Origin of the sequence: Streptomyces sp. NPDC090445 (assembly GCF_044769385.1) — a bacterium.
In the GTDB taxonomy this organism is placed as follows: domain Bacteria; phylum Actinomycetota; class Actinomycetes; order Streptomycetales; family Streptomycetaceae; genus Streptomyces.
Genome location: NZ_JBIVXV010000001.1, coordinates 949,944 through 966,445, shown reverse-complemented (window position 1 = coordinate 966,445; position 16,502 = coordinate 949,944). Strand labels below are relative to the sequence as shown.

Genomic DNA, 16,502 nt, shown 5'->3' with positions numbered 1-16,502 from the left:
TGTCCGTCATGGCCACGCGGGTTTCCCTCATGCCGGACCGACCGCGCGGGCGATACAGATGCGTGCGCCGAGGCGCTCTCCGGCCTCGTAGAACATGTAGTCGACCCCGTTTTCGCTGCCGAAGGACGGCGCCGCCACGCGTCCGTTGTCGGAGCCGACGGGGCTGTGGAAGACGCCGAGGTGGTTCTCCTTGTCGAAGGCGTTTCCGATCTCGGTGATCCGCATCCGGCCGTCGTTGCCGTGGTAGGCGACGTAGCTGGTGCCGTTGCGCTTGACCAGGTGGGGCCCCGAGATGTCCGTGAGGCCGTCCGGCTCAGGGCTGACCAGCGGGGTCGGGCTGAACTGCCAGTTGTCCCAGCCGTTGGGGGACCAGCCGTAGAAGATCCGCCGACCGCTTCTGATGCCCATGAACACCATGACGTACTTGTTGCCGCGCCCCGGCAGGGTGTGCTCGAAGACCCGCGCGTAGGAGGTCTCCGAGGTGCCGGGCACCAGACGGGTGCTCAGGATCGGGGTCTCGTCGGTGAAGTGGAGACCGTCGCTCGACCGCGCCACGCGCGTCACGGTGTTCTCGCCGTGGAAGTAGCAGAAGAACTGCCGGGTGGCCGCGTCCCAGATGACGTGTGGGGACGAGACGTGGCTGACCGTGGTGCCCGGCAGGAACCTGTCGATGAGGGGGTTGCCGGAGTACTCGGTGAACGGCCCGGCGAGGGAGTCCGAGAACGCCACGGAGATGCCGCCCGGGTTCTCGTGCGGCGCGTAGTAGAGGTAGTACTTCGCTCGCGCGCCACTGATCTTGTCGTACACCCCACGGATGCAGGGGAAGATGTACTCACCGGTGGGGCTGTTCGGGAGGGTCAGGGCGTCCCGCAGATAGCGGTACGTCGGCATCCCGGCGGGCCCCGCCGCCAGCGCCGGCGACGCGCCGGTGAGCACGCCACCCGCGCCCACGGTGATACCTGCGGCTGCGGCTGCAGCACCGCGCAGCACGCTGCGCCGACGCAACTGCGGTAACTGTCCGTTGAGGTGCAAGTCTTCGATTCCGTTCTCTTCGCGTGTAGACCGACCGCTTGAGGACGAAGCTACGGGAGCGGCAAGGGCCTGGTTGACCCTCCGTGCCAGAGGACTTGACACCGAGTGCCTCATGGTCTGAACCGACTCACCTCCCTGCTCGTCGTACGGATCGCAGGAGCAATCACGACGAGGAGGACCATATTGAGCAGCGTGCTGTCGACCGCATCGGTGCCCGCCGAGGACCGGCTGGCCTACTGGCATGAGGTGATCAGTCAGACCTACGGCGAGCTGGCGTCGGTGCGGCTGGACATCTCCACGCCGACCGACGAACCGTTCCAGGGCATGCTGACAGCCGCCCAGGTCGGCTCCATGGGAGTGGCCACGACGGAATCCGACCCCGTACAGGTCCGGCAGAGCACACGGGGGGTGGCCGGGGCGGACGAGGACCACGTCAACGTGTGCCTGGTGGAGCGTGGCCGGCTGGTGATCGACCAGAACGGCGGCCAGGCGCTGCTGCCACCCGGCTCCCTCACCCTCTTCGACACCACCCGCCCCTACACCAGCACCCTCCCCGCCGCCTTCCTCATGCACGTGTTCCAGATACCGCGGTGGATGCTGGGTGTCCGCGAGGCCGACCTGCGGCGCATCGCGTCGGTTCCCATCCACGCCGACACCCAGACCTCGGCGCTGGTCATCCCCTTCCTCGCCCTGCTCGCCACCCAGGCGGGAAGTCATTCGCCGCACATCGGCGAACTGCTCGCCCGCAACGCCGCGGACCTGGTGGCCACCCTCCTCGCCGAGCGCCTGGAGGGCGAGGATCCCGACACCGGCACCGATGCCGCTCGCACCGCGCTGCGGCTGCGGATCAAAGCCTTCGTCGACCGCCACCTCGCCGATCCCGACCTGTCGCCGCAGACCATCGCCGCCGCGCACCATGTCTCCGTACGCCACGTGCACCGGCTCTTCCAGGACGAGGACACCACCGTCGGCCGCTGGATCCAACACCGCCGACTGGAGGCCTGCCGGCGCGAACTCGCCCGTCCCGGTCGAAACGCTCCCGCGGTGACGGCCGTCGCGCAGCGCTTCGGCTTCACCAGCCCGTCCCACTTCAGCCGCGCCTTCCGCACCGCCTACGGCGCGTCACCCCGCGAATGGCGCACGGCCCACGGTCATCCGTGATGCGCCGGAGCGGACGGAGCCCACGCCCGGCCGGGCGTGGGCTCCGCGTCTACTTCACTCTCCTCCACCGGACGTGTCGCAACGGTGCGCGGCACCGTGCAGGGCGGCTCCCCTGTTGCCCGCCTTGTACGAGTCGTAGCTCTTCCACCCGCAGACGGACACGGATCCGAGGTCTCCGTGAACCCTGATGTAATGCTTGCCCAGAAGGTCGATGCCCTGCCGGTCCTCGCCACCGACGATGTTGACGTCCGTCCACACCCGGTCACCCGGCGTGTGGACCACGCCCATCCGGAAGGTGCTGTTCGCCCCCTTGTTCCCGCTGCACTGGGCGTGTCCACCCCCACTGGTGGTCGTCAGCAGGCAGTAGTCGGCGACGAAGGCCGTACCTCCCGCGCGGACCATGATGTTGTAACTGCCGGCGGCCTGCGCGGGACCGGCTCCACCGATCAGACCCAGTGCCGCCACGGCTGACGCGGCGACTCCGGAAAGGGCGGTTCGGGTCTTCGTTGCACTACGAACACCTCTTGACGTCGATTCTTGGACCATGCGAATGCGGGTACCGCCCGCGACGAGGACTCGGAGCCCCAGGCGACCCGGTTCACGGGGAGTGACGCGGAGGTGCTCCCCTTCCTGCGGCCGGGTCGGTCGACTCCTCAGGTGATGAGGATGCCGCCGTCGACGTGGAGGTCGTGGGCGTTCATGCCGGTGTTGCGCAGCAGGAACTCGGTGGCGTCGGCTATCTCGTCCATGGTCACGAGGCGTCCGATGGGGGTGCGTGAGGCGTGCGGATGATCGGCGACCTGACGCCACTTGGGGCTGTCTCCGATGAGCGCCGGGTGCAGTGCGTTGACCCGGTGGGGGGCCAGTTCGGCGGCGAGGGTCTTCACCAGTCCGGAGAGGCCCGCGTTGAAGGTGGTCACCATGGTCGAGCCCGGGTAGGGCCGTTCCTTGGCGAGGCCGCCGAAGACCACGACCGAGGCGGTCGGCGTGAACCGGCCGCTCAGCACGCGGACGGCCTCGGCGTAGCCGACCAGTTTGATGGTCACGACGCGGATGGCGTCCGTGGTGTTGAAGGCGGCGAGCGTGTTCGGCACGGGGTCCATGGCCGTGATGACCAGGTGGTCGACCGTGGTGACGCTCCCCAGCGCTGCCGCGATCGTCTCCGGCTGCGCGAGGTCGAGGGCGAGTCCCTGGGCCGTGGGACCGATCTCCGCTGCCGCCGCTTCCGCTCGCGCGGCGTCGCGACTGGTGATGACGACCGTGTCGCCGCGGTCCACGAACCGCTGTGCGATGACGCGGCCGAGTCCGCCGCTGCCGCCGATAATGATGGAGGTGGTCATTCTCTTTCCGCCTTTGCGTTCTGAAGAGCGTGAGTGGGCAGGGGTACGTGTGGAACGGCGCACGGCCGGAAGGGCGCCTTGAGGTCGCGGCTCGGTGTCCGGCCGCCACGAGCTCCGTTGACCGGATGCTCGTCGGGCTGAAGGATGTCCTTCATGATCATTAACCGGGAAAACCGGCTGGGCCGCAGCGTGAGCGCGGCCCGTGACCGGGCGTTCGTGGGGCGCACCGCCGAGCAGCAAGTGTTCCGCTCGGCGCTCGCGGGGGACCGGCACACCGCTTCCGTTCTCTTCCTGCACGGTCCTGGCGGGATCGGCAAGTCGGCGTTGCTGAGGAGATTCGCCTCCGAGGCCAGGGCGGCGGGCCGCACCGTGGTCGAAGTGAGCGGCCGTACGGTCTCGCCGGAGCCGGCAGGCATGGAGCGCAGCGTCGCCGCGGTGGTGAACGAGCCCGGAGCGGTGCTCCTTTTCGATACTTTCGAACGGTTCCAAGGCATAGAGGGCTGGCTGTGCGGCGAACTGGGGCGCCTGCCCGGGGAGTCGGTGGTGGTCATCGCAGGGCGCTCCGCTCCCGGCCCGTGCTGGTCCGCGGCCGAGGTGTGGTCGCGGCGGCTTCAGGTCCTGCCCTTGCGGGAGCTGCCACGTGACGAGGCCGCGGCCCTTCTGCGGCTTCGCGGCGTCGACGTCCCCGCGCACGACGCGGTACTGGCCTTCACCGGCGGAAACCCGTTGGCACTGGCCCTCGCCGCCGCGGTCGTCACCAAGGCAGAGGAGAAGGAGGAGGCCGGACAGCTGCCGCTGAGCCCGGGCTGGCCCCCGGGCCCCGGCGTGATCGCCGCCCTTCTCGCGCAGCTGGTGGGCGATCCGCCAAGTCCGGCGCATCGCAGTGCACTCGAGGTGTGCGCCCGAGCGCACCTCACGAGTGAGGAACTCATGCGTGCCGTCCTCGGGGAGTCGGCCGACGACCTGTTCGACTGGCTGCGAGCACAGCCGTACGTCGAATCCACGGCGGCGGGGCTGTATCCGCACGACGTGGTCCGCGACGCCCTGGAATCCGATCTCCGCTGGCGGGACCCGGAGGGCTCCGCCGAGCTCCATCATCTGATGCACCGTCATCTGCTGCGCCGCGTACGCGAGGTACCGGCCGCGCAGATGCTCCACGCCGTCGGTGCCCTCCAGTACCTCTACCGGACCGACGGGTACATGACGGACTTCCACCGGTGGTACGCGGAATCCCTGGTGGTGGACCAACCGTGCACCCCGGCCGACGAGGAGCGTGTCGTCGAGTTGGTCGGCGCGAGCGAAGGGGCCGAGTCGGCCGAGATCGCCCGTTACTGGCTGGCCCATCGGCCCGAGTGCTTTCGAGTCCAGCGCTCGCTGCAGAGCAACCGCGTCGTCGGGTGCTCCGCGTGGCTCAGGCTCACGGGGGAGGACGGGGACGGCGTCGATCCGGTGGCGTCGGCGGCATGGGCCCACGTACGAGCCCACGGCGCCCTGCGCCCGGGCGAGCACATCGCCCTCGCACGGTTCCACGTCTATCCGCCTTCGTATCAGCGACCCTCATCGGTCATGGACCTCGTCCTGTGGCGCATGCTGGGAGAGATCATCCGAGCCGACCGGCTCGGCTGGTCCTTCATCGTGATGCGCGACGACGGCTTCTGGGACGATCACCTGCTCCACTGCGACATGGCACCGGGCGATGTCGCGCCCCTGGTCGACGGGCACCCCTACCGGCTGTTCTCGCACGACTGGCGCACACAGCCGGTGACGTCCTGGCTGACCGACAAGTCGGAGCAGATGCTCACCGGTTCCGGCGGCGGGACGAGCGCCTCGCCGGGCGAGTCGCCACCGTCCGGCGGTGTGCGGCTCTTCTCCCGCTCCGAGTTCGATGCCGCGGTGCGCGGCGCGTTGTCCGCCTTGCGCACCACGGACGGTCTCTCCGCAGATCCCCTGCAGCGCAGCCGCATCGTCCGCGAGACGGGCCGAGGCCTGCACGAGGTCCTGCTGGACTCGATCGACGGGCTGGCGAACGGCCGCAACGGAGAGAAGTACCGCCGCGCCGCGAGGGCGGAGTACACCGGGGCCGCGCCCACCCAGGAAGCGGCCGCCCGCCGGCTGGGGCTGCCGTACAGCACCTACCGTCGACACCTGAAGACGGCTGTCGACCGCATCTGTGATTCCCTGTGGTCCCAGGAACTGGGTGGCGCCCCGACCGGTTCGCCGTGACGAACGAGGTGCGGGCAGCTCACCGTCGGCTGTTCCAAGCCGGACAGGCGCGTGGGCCGGCGGGTCAGGCGTCGAGATCCGCCCAGAACTTCTCCAGGACGGTGGCCGCCTTCGCGGGGTCCTGGAGCATCCACCAGTGGCCCAGCCCCTCGAGGGATTCGTACCGCGCGCCGAGGGTGCCGGCCACCACCGCTGAGCCGGCATCGTCGAACGGGTCGAGCGTCGGGTGCAAGACCAGGCCCGGAGCCTTGGGCGCGAACGTCAGCTCCGCGCCCCAGTGCGCGTACGGATTGGGGGTCGCGGACCTGTACAGGTCGAGGACGCACGAGGCCATCGCCTGGTCGAAGTGGTCGCCCATCGCCAGGGCGTCGCCCTCGGGAACGCCTGCCGCACGTAGCTGACCAGCGGCGCTGAGGGGGCTGCGGGGATCCGTCGCTCCCAGCGTGGAGGTCACCCACTCCTCCCCCGCATCCGGTGTCTGCCAGAGCCGTGCGAGGTCATGCCATACGTAGTCGGGGTGGAGGATGCCGGCGACGTCCACGGCCCAACTACGCAGCGGGACCCGGCACCTGGTGGCGACGCGTGCCGCCAGGAGCGCTCCCCAGTCGTGCCCGACGAGGTCGATCGGGCCGTCGAGCGTGCGCAGTTCGCGCTCGATCCACTCGACGTACTCGTCCATGGTCGAGCGGAATCCATCGGGGAGGGGCGCCCCGAAGCCCGGCAACCGCAGGGCGACCGAGTCGGTGCCGAGGCGGGCCCGCAGCCGATCCCACAGATCGCTGGTCTCGGGTACGCCGTGCACGAAGACTGCTGTCATTGAGAATCCTTCTCCTCCGGGAGGCGACAAAGGGTCGGGGTGGGCAGCCGGGTGGTCCGGGCCCGGGGGAACTCAGCCGGGACGGCCGGGCTGTGCTCGCGCGGCGGGCGTCTTCGTCCACTTGCGGCGCAGCGCGAGCATGTCCTTCGGGGCGGAGAGCCCACGAACGGCGATGCCGAGGTCCTCCAGCCAGACCTCCGCGTGCCACGGTGCGGAGCTGATGTCGCCCATGTACTGGTTCAGGTAGGGGACGAGCGCGGGGTCCGGGCCGGGGCCGGCGAACAGGTCGGAGAGCAGCGCGCACAGGTCGTCGACGGTGTTCTCGTCGCCGGCCTCACGGGCGAGTTCCTCGATGCCGGTGCGCAGGCGGCGCATCACGGACCCGTCACTGTACGGTTCGACGACCATCATGGTCTTCGCGGGCCGTCGGTAGCCGGCCGTCTCGATGATGTGCCAGAAGAAGAAGTCGTCACTGCCCGGGAGCTCGTTGAGCAGCTTGCCGAGAGCGACCTTGTGCGCAGCCCGATGGCTACTGGTGGTCATGTGAACTCCTGTGGGTGGAGAAGCCTCCGCTGGTGGCGGTCGGCGAAGGGCACTACGGGTTCGTGGGCATGCCGGTTCACCGCAGTTCACACGACGGAGGTCTGCTCTGCCGGATGTACGCGGCCGACCGCGGCGGCGGCCCGCCGCATCCGGCTGAATCGATGCCTGTCGGTGGGCCTCCCAGAGACCCGCGCACTTCAGGGGGCCTTCCGCGCTGCCTACGGTCCGCCTCCCCGTGATTGACAGGCCGCCAACGACTCCCTGTGCACCTGAAAGGAGCACGTACCGGGTTGCGCGGCTTCACTTTCCGTCGAACACGGGACTGGTCCCTCTCAGGCAAGACGGCGGGCGCTGAGGGGCAAGGGACGGCCGCGGCCGGCTCCTATCGTTTCGCTGCACGAGGGCACCCGAGTCGCCGCGTCGTCCGCGGCCGAGCGGGCCCCGTACTCACGTCGAGCAAAGGAAACACGCACATGCTCCGCACGTCGTCCTCGCGCCCTTCCTACCGGCGGTTCGGCTATCCGGCCGCCGCCGCTGGCGGTGTGGCGGGGGTGCTCGGCACTCTCGTCCTGCCGGGTAGCGCCGACGCCGCGGGTATGGCGGGTGCGGCTGACGGTCCGTCGGGGCCGAAGCCGACGATCGTGCTGGAGCACGGCGCGTTCGCGGACTCCTCAAGCTGGGACGGTGTCGTCGCACGGCTGAAGAAGGCCGACTACCCGGTGGTCGCCGCGGCCAACCCGCTGCGCGGACCCGCCAACGACGCCGCCTACCTGCGAGGCGTCCTGAGCCGCGTCGAAGGACCCGTGGTCCTGGTCGGCCACTCCTACGGCGGCGCCGTCATCAGCGACGCCGCCGCCGGCCACGAGGACAAGGTCAAGGCCCTGGTCTACATCGCCGCTTTCCTCCCCGACTCCGGCGAGACCTCCCTCGGTCTGTCGAACAAGTTCCCCGGCAGCACCCTCGGCGACGTCATCGAAGCCACCCCCTACACCCTCCCCGACGGCGCCACCGGCAACGACCTCACCATCAAGGCGGACAAGTTCCGGCGCCAGTTCGCAGCCGACGTCACCCGCTAGGCCTTCTCTTTCGGAGACGGCCTGACCCGCGCCGCCCGGCACCAGACCACACCCCGGCCAAGACCGTTCAACCCCACGACCACAGGAGAGCACCACCATGCCGTTCATCACCGTCGGCCAGGAGAACACCACCGACATCGACCTCTACTACGAGGACCACGGCACCGGACAGCCCGTCGTCCTCATCCACGGCTACCCCCTGGACGGGCACTCCTGGGAGAAGCAGCTCCCCGCGCTCCTCGACGCCGGCTACCGCGTCATCACCTACGACCGCCGCGGTTTCGGCCGGTCGAGCCAGCCCACCACCGGCTACGACTACGACACCTTCGCCGCCGACCTCCACACCCTGATGGAGACCCTGGACCTCACCGACACTGTCCTGGTCGGCTTCTCCATGGGCACGGGCGAAGTCGGCCGCTACCTCGGCACCCACGGCTCTGCACGCGTCGCCAAGGCCGTATTCCTCGCCGGACTGGAGCCCTACCTCCTCAAGACCGACGACAACCCCACGGGCGTCGACGGCAGCGTCTTCGACGGCATCCTCACCGCCGTCACGAACGACCGCTACGCCTACTTCACCGACTTCTACCAGGCCTTCTACAACCTCGACCAGAACCTCGGCACGCGCATCAGCGAAGACGTCGTCCGCGCCAACTGGGCCACCGCCGCGGGCGCCTCCTCCTACGCCTCCCGCGCCGCCGTCCCCACGTGGACGACCGACTTCCGCAACGACATACCCAAGATCGACGTCCCCACCCTCATCCTCCACGGCACCGAGGACCGCATCCTCCCCATCGAAGCCACCGCCGAGCCCTTCCACAAGGCACTCCCCCAGGCCGACTACGTCGTCGTCGAAGGAGCCCCTCACGGCCTCCTCTGGACGCACGCCGACGAGGTCAACACCGCTCTCCTCACCTTCCTGGCCAAGTAGGGGCACACCCAGCCGGGCGTCATCCGGCCAGGACAGCGAGTGGGCGCCCGTCACGGAGCATCCGTGGCAGGCGCCCTCGTGGTTGCGGCTGCGGCTGCGGCTGCGGCTGCGGCTGCGGCTAAGGGAGAAAGGATCACGGTTCGATGGGCAAGGGCGAAGGCGTCATCGAAGACAGTCTCACAGCCGGGCGAGATCGCGCCTTCGTCGGGCGACAGGCCGAACTCTCGTTGTTCAAAGTAACGTTGGCAGGTGATGCCCGCGCGTGCCCCATCCACTACCTGTTCGGTCCGGGCGGTATCGGCAAGTCGACGCTGCTGCGCCGTTTCGCCAGGGAGGCCCACCGAGCCGGCCGGACCGTCGTCGAGGTGGACGGCCGGACCGTCGACCCGACGCCGGAGGGCTTCGCCGCCGCGGCCGGGCCGGCGGTGCGAACCCCGGGAGTGGTACTGCTCGTGGACACGTTCGAGCGCTGTCAGGGACTCGAGGGCTGGCTGTGGGAACGCTACCTGCCACAACTGCCCGCCGGCGCGGTCGTGGTGGTGGCGGGGCGGAACGCCCCCGACCCCCGCTGGGCGACCGATCCGGGGTGGATCGGCCTGCTCCAGGTCACCTCGCTGCGCAACCTCGCGCCCTCGGACGCCACGGCGTTCCTCACCGCGCGAGGAGTGCCGCTCCGGGACCACGCGACCGTGCTGTCGTTCACCGGCGGCAACCCGCTCGCGCTGGCGCTGGCAGCCGCTCTGCCCGTCGACGACGCGGCGGCCAGGACCGGTTGGCGCCCCGATCAGGATGCCGTCGCCGTCCTCCTCCCCCAGCTCATCGGGGACACACCGAGCCCTCTGCACCGTCGGGCGCTCGAAATCTGCGCCCACGCTCATGTCACCTCCGAGTCCCTGTTGCGCGCGCTCATGGGCGACAACGCGGCGGAACTGTTCTCCTGGCTGCGCGTCCAGCCGTACATCGAGACCTCCGACGCCGGGCTCTTCCCGCACGACGTCGTCCGGGAGTCGTTGGAGGCGGACCTGCGGTGGCGGGACGCCGACGGGTTCGCCACGATGCACGAGCAGATGCGCGAGTACTTCCTCTCCCAGCTCCGCACCGCACCCGAAGCCCGGATGCTCCAGGCCACCGGCGCACTGATCTACCTCTTCCGCGGCGACGGCCACATGTCGGAATTCAACGGCTGGGCCGAAGTGGGCCTGGTCCAGGACCAGCCGTACCTACCCGCCCATCGCGAGCACGTCCTGGAACTGGCGCGCGTGGCCGAAGGCGCGGCATCCGCGGCGATCGCCGCATACTGGCTGGACCGCCGGCCCGAGGCGTTCCGCGTGTACCGCTCGACCCGTACCGGTGAGGTCCTCGCGTTCTCCGCCTGGCTGTGCCTCGATCAGCCGGAGGGCCTGGAGGCGGATCCGGTGGTCGCCGCGGCCTGGCGGCACACGCGGGCCACCAGCCCTCTGAGGCCGGGCGAGTACATGGCACTGGCTCGCTTCTCGGTGTACCCCGACGCGTACCAGCTCCCGTCGGCGCCGATGACGCACATGCAGTGGCGCGCCACCGGGGAGATGGTCCGGGCCGACCGGCTCGCGTGGTCGTACGTCGTGATGCGGGACAACGGCTCCTGGGACGCCCACCTGCGGGACATCAACATGCTCCCGGCCGACGAACGCCCCGCGGTCGACGGTCACCGCTACGCGCTGTTCGGCCACGACTGGCGTGCGCAGCCCGCCGGCCCCTGGCTGCGGGAGAAGACGGTCGCGATGCTGTCGGGTGCTCCCATGGTCCCCCCGTCGGCGGCTGCGCGCGGTGGGCTGACCGTACTGTCACGGCCCGAGTTCGACGCGGCGGTCCGCGAAGCGCTGCGCACGCTGCGCAAACCCGAGGCGTTCGCGGGCAATCCACTCAACCGCAGCCGCTTGGTCCTCGATGGCGGGCACGGCCTTGCCGAGGTTCTGGCCGCTGCGGCCGAGCGCCTGCTCGACGAGCGGAACGGCGACAGGCGTCATCGCGCGGTCACCGCGACGTACTTCCGGGGTGCGCCCACCCAGGAGGCCGCGGCGGAACGTCTGGGGCTGCCCTTCAGCACCTACCGGCGGCACCTCACCTCCGCGATCGACCGCATGAGCGATCTTCTGTGGCGTCACGAGCTCCAGGGCACCGAGCTGTCGTACTGAACCGGCTGCCGCTCGGTGTCGTAGAGCGCTTCGGGCCCGCAACAGTGGGGCACCCGAAGGGAAGGGAACGCTCATGACACCGCCCCGGCCACCGTCGTCGGCCGACGAGGCTCACGTCGCACGCCTCCAGGAGGAGGTCTCGTTCGCCCTGTACGTGGCGGCACGCGCCTTGGCCCGCCACTACCGTCCGCTGCTGACCGAGCTCGGCCTGACCTATCCCCAGTACTTGGTGATGCTGGTGCTCTGGACACGAGGGCCCCTCACCGTCAAGGAGTTGGGGGAAACGCTCGGTCTGGACTCCGGCACGCTCTCGCCCCTCCTGCAGCGCCTGGCGGACAAGGGAACGGTCGACCGACGGCGCAGCGGAGGCGACGGACGCCAGGTGCTGGTAGCCAGCACACGAGGCGGGGACTGCCTGCGCGACCGGGTGCGCGTCGGGTGGGAAGCGGCCGGCGGGACACCGGGCGACTCGGCGGAGCAGTACGAGGTCCTCGTCGATTGCCTGTTGTCGCTGACCGGGCGGCTGCGCGGCGGGGCGTTGTCGGGGTAGCGCCCTGTCCACTGGCCGTGCCGAAGTCGTTCCGTTGCCGCACGGACAGCCCATACAGTGAGCGGCGACGGCTGGACCGATCGGTTTCGGAGAGTCCTGTGGAATGCGAATCCGCCCGTATGGCCCTTGCCGTGCAGGGGCTCGGCAGCCTTGAGGAACCAGAACGCGAGGGTCTGGGCATGCATCTGGACCAGTGCGCGCCGTGCCGTTCCGAGCAGGAGGAGCTGCGGGGCTTGCTCTCCCTGCTCACCTCGGTGATGCCCTACGAGGTGGACGGCGTGCCGACTCCCGACCCCGAGCGAGCCGTACGAGCTGCTCGCCAGGCGGCGGCAGACCACAACTGACCCACGACAGCCGCCGAGCGCCGCGTTTTTGAGCAGGAAAACGATCTGGGAAGTGAGCAACGAGCACCCACATGCTCATGCCGTCGGATTCGGCGGAGGGCTGAGGAATGCATGTTGTGGTGTGCGGTGCGGACGCGGTGGGCGCGGTGGTCGCCCTGCTGCTGGCGAGCGAGGGACATCAGGTGACGGTGGTCGACCCCCGTCCCGGCCCCGGGCCCGATGCCGGGGGACCGCCCCTCGCGCTGCTCCCCCAGGCCGTGGACCTGGTGTCGGGGGAGCTGCCCGGCGTCGCCCGGCGACTCGCCGCGGCGGGCGCCGTCGCTGAAGACGGCACGCGTTTCCTCGTACACCGAGCCCTCGTCTCCCGGGCTCTGGACGAGGAGTTGTCGCGGACCGAGGGGATCAGGATCGAACGGGGAGTACGCGTCGCCGCGCTGCTGACCGGAAAGGAGCGCCTCGCCGGCAGACCGCACGTTCAGGGGGTTCTGACGGACTCCGGCAAGGCCGTTCTCGCCGACCTGATGGTCGACGCGGCCGGGCGTGACTCGCAGATGGTCAAACTGCTGGGCGAAGTGGGTGCTCCCCGGCCCCTGGAAGAACACCAGGACGTCGGCTTCCGCCTCTACACACGCCGTTTCGCCGTGCCGAAGGCCCGTACCGGGCGGGCGAGATGGTCTCTCCACCACTTCGACGGCATCGCGGTCGAAGTGTCATCGGCGGGCCGGGGCAGCTGGTCGATGACCCTGTGCACCAGCGACGAGGACACCCAGCTGTACCCTCTCGCCGGACCGACCGCGTGGAGCAGGGCGGCAGCGCTCTACGGGCCCCTGCTGCCGCCCCTCACCGGCACCCCCCGCCCCGGCGTCTGGGTCACTCCCCGCCTGGAGAGCAGCTACCGACGGTTCGTCGTCGACGGCCGGCCGGTGGCGACCGGCACGGCGAGCGTCGGCGACGCGTGGTCGGCGACCAATCCCCTGCTCGGTCTGGGGCCGTCAATCGGATTGCTGCATGCCGTCCTGCTGCGGAACGCCTTGCGACAGGGCGGTGCCGAGGAGGCCGCCGTCCACTTCGACGTCCTCACCGAAGGCCTCCTGTCCCCGCTCCACCATCGGATCACCGACTGGGAGGAAGACCTGCAGTCGGGAGCGAGCGGCTCCTGCGCGCATCCCCCGCCCGTGGCGGAGGCTCCTGATCGGGCGCCGACCGGACTGGACGCGACAGCGGCCGCGCTCGCCCGCGACCTGCCGGTCCGGTTCTCCGCCATGGCCGCCGAGGCCGCGGCCTGCACCCGGACGGGCCCGTCCCGCGCCGAGCTCGTCGAGCTGCTCGCACACGACCGGTCCACGGATCGAGCCAAGGGTGTCAGCGCATGAGGCGGACCTCGGAAGCCGGAACCGTGATAGCCGGTGCCGGTACCAGTGCGCGTGAGCATGCGAGCGCCCGCGCGCGTGCCGTGCCTCCGCGGTCCGACGACTGCGAGGAATTCGTACGCGCCGTCTACCATCACCACGCCACGCACCTGCTGCGCTACGCGGCCCGCCTCCTGGGCGGCGACTGGCACAAAGCCGAAGACGTCCTCCAGGAGGCCACGGCCCGCGCGTGGAAACACTTCGCCCCCGCCACCGCCGACCCCGTCTCCGTCCGCCCCTGGCTGTTCACGGTCGTACGCAACCTCGCCATCGACCACCACCGTGCCCGGCTGGTACGACCGGTGGAAGTCCAGACCGTCGATGACCTCGACCTCTCCGTCGACGACGCGGTGGAACACATCCTCACCGGCCAGATCGTCCTCGACGCCCTCAACCGGTTGCCCCCCACCCACCGAGACGTGATCACCCTCGTGTACTTCCGCGGCCACTCCGTCTCCGAAGCCGCCGACGTCCTCGGCATCCCTCCGGGAACGGTCAAGTCACGCAGCTACTACGCCCTGCGCGCCCTGCGCGACATCCTCCACGCACATGGAGTCGTCCGCCCGTGACCGGTCATGCGCGAGCTCCAGGCCGAAGTGGCCTGCCCGAGCCGACCGTTCCGTTGGTCGCGGACCGCGCCGCGGGAACCCGCTGACCAGGCGCGATCGGTTCACGAGAGGCCGCCTCCGCCCAGTTCGCCACGCCAGAGGATGTCACTGAGGCGGTCGACCCCACTGGTGAGGTGCCTGCGGTAGGTACTGAAGGGGAGTCCGAGGCGTTCGGCGGCCGCTTCCTGGGTCGGGACGCCCGAAAGGTAGGTCGTGGTGAGGGCGCGGTGGTGTTTGTCGCCGGAGCGCCCTTCGCGCAGCATGCCGATGGCACCGACGAGCAGCTCCGGGAGGGTCTTGGCGCTTTCGGTGACCACCCGGCTGTGGTTGAGGGGATTACCTGCGAGCGTGTCGGGACGCCGGAGGGCGCGCAGGGCGTCGCGGACCGCGGTGTCGAACTCCGGCTTGGAGAGCACCACGAGCCTCTCGTGTGCACCGCCGTGGGACGGTGTGGGGGGTTCCGGGCTGCGGGACAGGATCGTGTTCGACCTCTCCTCCAGCCATGGGCCGACGGGCTGCGCCCGCCAGTCGTGGCCGAACAGGACGTGGTCGTGCCGGCCGACGCGAGGCCGCGGGTCGAGGGGCGGCATGGCGAAGTGGCGCATGTAGTCGTCCCAGTGCCCGTCGTCACGCTTGACGACGAACGTCCAGCCCAGCCGGTCGGCCCGGAAGATCTCGCCGAGCCCGCGCCAGTGCATCAGGTCCATCGGCGCCGAGGTGCGCTGGTACCGCGGTGGATGGACGTGGAAGCGGGCGAGGGCCATGTGGTCCCCGGGCCGGAGGGGCGCCGTCGCCCGTACGTGCGTCCAGGCCGCGTCGACGATCGGGTCGATGTCGGTGCCCAGCGGCTCTCGTAGTCGCAGCCAGGCGAAGAACGCGACGACCTCCCCGGTCTGCATGGAGCGGTAGACGCGAAACGCCTCGGGCCGGTGATCGAGCCAGAACCGGCAGATGTCCGCGGATTCCCCGCCCTCCGCGGTCTCGGCCAGCTGGAGCACACGGTCTCGGTCCGCCGCGGCGTACGGTTCGTCCTTGACGTGGTCACCGGTACGCCATTTGTGGAAGTTCACCGCGGCTTCCCTGCGGTAGAGGAAGAGGAGGTCGCTGGTGGCCGGGAGGAGTTGTGCTTCCGCCACGGTGCGGACGCGCTCGACGAGGTGCCGGTGCACCGTCCGGTGCATGTCGGCGAACCCCTCGGGATCCCGCCAGCGCAGATCCGCTTCGAGCGCTTCACGGACCACGTCGTGCGGGAAGAGCCCGGCCTCGGTCGACTCGATGAAGGGCTGCCGGCGCAGCCAGGCGAACAGCTCGGGCGCCTGGTCACCCATCAGGACGCGAAGCAGCGACTCCGAGGTGACGTGCGTATGCGCGCAGATCTCCAAGGCCCTGCGGTACGCGGGACCGGGAATGTCGCCCAACAACTCCGACAGCAAGGTGGAGATCACGTCCTGACTCGGCTTCCAGCCGTCCCTGACCTTCTCCTCCGTGGCCGCGACGGCCGCCGCCAGCGTCAGCGCCAGCGGATTGCCCCCGGTGAACGCCAGCACCGCCCGGTGCGCCTCCGGCCGCAGGCCACGTGCGCTCAGCAGCCGGGCGGCGTCCTCGGGAGGCAGGTTCCGCAGGGCCGTGACCCGCAGCAGGTCCGCCCATCCCGGGTCCGAGGTCCAGCGCGCGTCCGGCGCCCGACGCCCGGCGATCACCACCACGCTGCCCACCGGCAGGTCCAGCAGGAACTGCTCGCACAGCCAGCTCTCCAGCCCCTGACAGCGTTCGAAGGTGTCCACCAGCAACACCAACCCGTCATCGCCGCCCAACTCCCCCACGGCCTCGGCGAAGCCCTGGGGCGTCGGTACCACCGTCCGGCCGTCCACCTCCACCACCCGGCGTCCCGCGCGCCGCGCCTCGCTCGCCAGCCGACGGAGGAGGGTCGACTTGCCTATCCCGCCGGGCCCGTGCAGGAACTGCACCGGACACGCCCCCCGCTCCGCCGCCAACGCGGCCCGGAACAAGGCCACTTCCGCGGCCCGGCCCACGAACCCCCGGTCCCGCGCAGCCTCCAGCGCTTCCCCCAGCCCGCCGCGCCCGCTCATACCCACACGCTCCCCCTCACCCAACCCGCACCCCTTAAAGCTACCGCCGAGTAGCAGGGCCCGGCGCGCAGGAGGTCAGACTCCGGCCACCCCGGGCCGGCCGGACACCGGATCGGAGCACCGCCCGCGACCTGGCGGCGGCGTAGGAGGGCGGCGTAGGAGGGCGGCGTAGGACGCCGCCACCACTCGGCTGAACCGGGCGCC

Annotated in this window: 14 protein-coding genes and 1 pseudogene; 9 read left to right on the top strand and 6 right to left on the bottom strand. The window is 70.3% G+C overall.

Going from position 1 to position 16,502, the window contains the following annotated elements; translation table 11 throughout:
* Window positions 1-27: 27 nt before the first annotated feature.
* Entirely contained in the window at window positions 28-1,032 is a 1,005-nt protein-coding gene (locus ACIQUT_RS04310) for a hypothetical protein (RefSeq protein WP_403559044.1), read from the bottom strand.
* Window positions 1,033-1,224: 192 nt separating this feature from the next.
* Here ACIQUT_RS04310 and ACIQUT_RS04305 point away from each other — a divergent pair, with 192 nt between their 5' ends.
* On the top strand, window positions 1,225-2,193 hold the full coding sequence (locus ACIQUT_RS04305) for a helix-turn-helix domain-containing protein (protein ID WP_403559041.1): 969 nt from the start codon (window positions 1,225-1,227) through the stop codon (window positions 2,191-2,193).
* A 54-nt stretch (window positions 2,194-2,247) separates the two neighbouring features.
* Here the strand turns inward: ACIQUT_RS04305 and ACIQUT_RS04300 are convergent, their stop codons facing one another.
* Both ACIQUT_RS04300 and ACIQUT_RS04295 read right to left on the bottom strand, forming a co-directional pair.
* Window positions 2,248-2,658: a hypothetical protein gene (locus ACIQUT_RS04300; RefSeq protein WP_403559038.1), complete on the bottom strand. Its 411-nt coding sequence runs from the start codon at window positions 2,656-2,658 to the stop codon at window positions 2,248-2,250.
* Window positions 2,659-2,846: 188 nt separating this feature from the next.
* Window positions 2,847-3,533, bottom strand: a complete 687-nt coding sequence (locus tag ACIQUT_RS04295; protein ID WP_403559036.1) for an SDR family oxidoreductase — start codon at window positions 3,531-3,533, stop codon at window positions 2,847-2,849.
* A gap of 153 nt (window positions 3,534-3,686) precedes the next feature.
* On the opposite strand from ACIQUT_RS04295, the gene ACIQUT_RS04290 reads away from it, so the two are divergent.
* On the top strand, window positions 3,687-5,756 hold the full coding sequence (locus ACIQUT_RS04290) for an AAA family ATPase (RefSeq protein WP_403559033.1): 2,070 nt from the start codon (window positions 3,687-3,689) through the stop codon (window positions 5,754-5,756).
* 64 nt (window positions 5,757-5,820) lie between these two features.
* On the opposite strand, the gene ACIQUT_RS04285 is transcribed toward ACIQUT_RS04290, so the two are convergent.
* Both ACIQUT_RS04285 and ACIQUT_RS04280 read right to left on the bottom strand, forming a co-directional pair.
* A complete protein-coding gene (locus tag ACIQUT_RS04285; protein WP_403559030.1) occupies window positions 5,821-6,573 on the bottom strand; it encodes an alpha/beta fold hydrolase in 753 nt (250 codons plus the stop codon).
* 72 nt (window positions 6,574-6,645) lie between these two features.
* Complete coding sequence (locus tag ACIQUT_RS04280; RefSeq protein WP_403559027.1) at window positions 6,646-7,116, bottom strand: hypothetical protein; 471 nt, start codon at window positions 7,114-7,116, stop codon at window positions 6,646-6,648.
* A 596-nt stretch (window positions 7,117-7,712) separates the two neighbouring features.
* On the opposite strand from ACIQUT_RS04280, the pseudogene ACIQUT_RS04275 reads away from it, so the two are divergent.
* From ACIQUT_RS04275 to ACIQUT_RS04245, 7 genes and pseudogenes are all read left to right on the top strand, one after another.
* A pseudogene (locus ACIQUT_RS04275) lies at window positions 7,713-8,183 on the top strand (alpha/beta fold hydrolase); the annotation flags it as partial.
* Between the two features lie 106 nt (window positions 8,184-8,289).
* Window positions 8,290-9,123, top strand: coding sequence for an alpha/beta fold hydrolase (locus ACIQUT_RS04270; protein ID WP_403559024.1), 834 nt, complete (start codon window positions 8,290-8,292; stop codon window positions 9,121-9,123).
* A 242-nt stretch (window positions 9,124-9,365) separates the two neighbouring features.
* Window positions 9,366-11,297 (top strand): ATP-binding protein, encoded by a 1,932-nt coding sequence (locus ACIQUT_RS04265; protein WP_403559021.1) that lies wholly within the window; start codon window positions 9,366-9,368, stop codon window positions 11,295-11,297.
* A gap of 73 nt (window positions 11,298-11,370) precedes the next feature.
* On the top strand, window positions 11,371-11,847 hold the full coding sequence (locus ACIQUT_RS04260) for a MarR family winged helix-turn-helix transcriptional regulator (RefSeq protein ID WP_403559018.1): 477 nt from the start codon (window positions 11,371-11,373) through the stop codon (window positions 11,845-11,847).
* A gap of 179 nt (window positions 11,848-12,026) precedes the next feature.
* Entirely contained in the window at window positions 12,027-12,191 is a 165-nt protein-coding gene (locus ACIQUT_RS04255; RefSeq protein ID WP_403559015.1) for a hypothetical protein, read from the top strand.
* Window positions 12,192-12,298: 107 nt separating this feature from the next.
* Window positions 12,299-13,564: an FAD-dependent oxidoreductase gene (locus tag ACIQUT_RS04250; RefSeq protein WP_403559013.1), complete on the top strand. Its 1,266-nt coding sequence runs from the start codon at window positions 12,299-12,301 to the stop codon at window positions 13,562-13,564.
* Window positions 13,561-14,169: a sigma-70 family RNA polymerase sigma factor gene (locus ACIQUT_RS04245; protein WP_403559010.1), complete on the top strand. Its 609-nt coding sequence runs from the start codon at window positions 13,561-13,563 to the stop codon at window positions 14,167-14,169. The genes ACIQUT_RS04250 and ACIQUT_RS04245 overlap by 4 nt, the downstream gene beginning before the upstream one ends.
* A 101-nt stretch (window positions 14,170-14,270) precedes the next feature.
* On the opposite strand, the gene ACIQUT_RS04240 is transcribed toward ACIQUT_RS04245, so the two are convergent.
* A complete protein-coding gene (locus tag ACIQUT_RS04240; protein WP_403559008.1) occupies window positions 14,271-16,298 on the bottom strand; it encodes an ATP-binding protein in 2,028 nt (675 codons plus the stop codon).
* Between the last annotated feature and the right edge of the window lie 204 nt (window positions 16,299-16,502).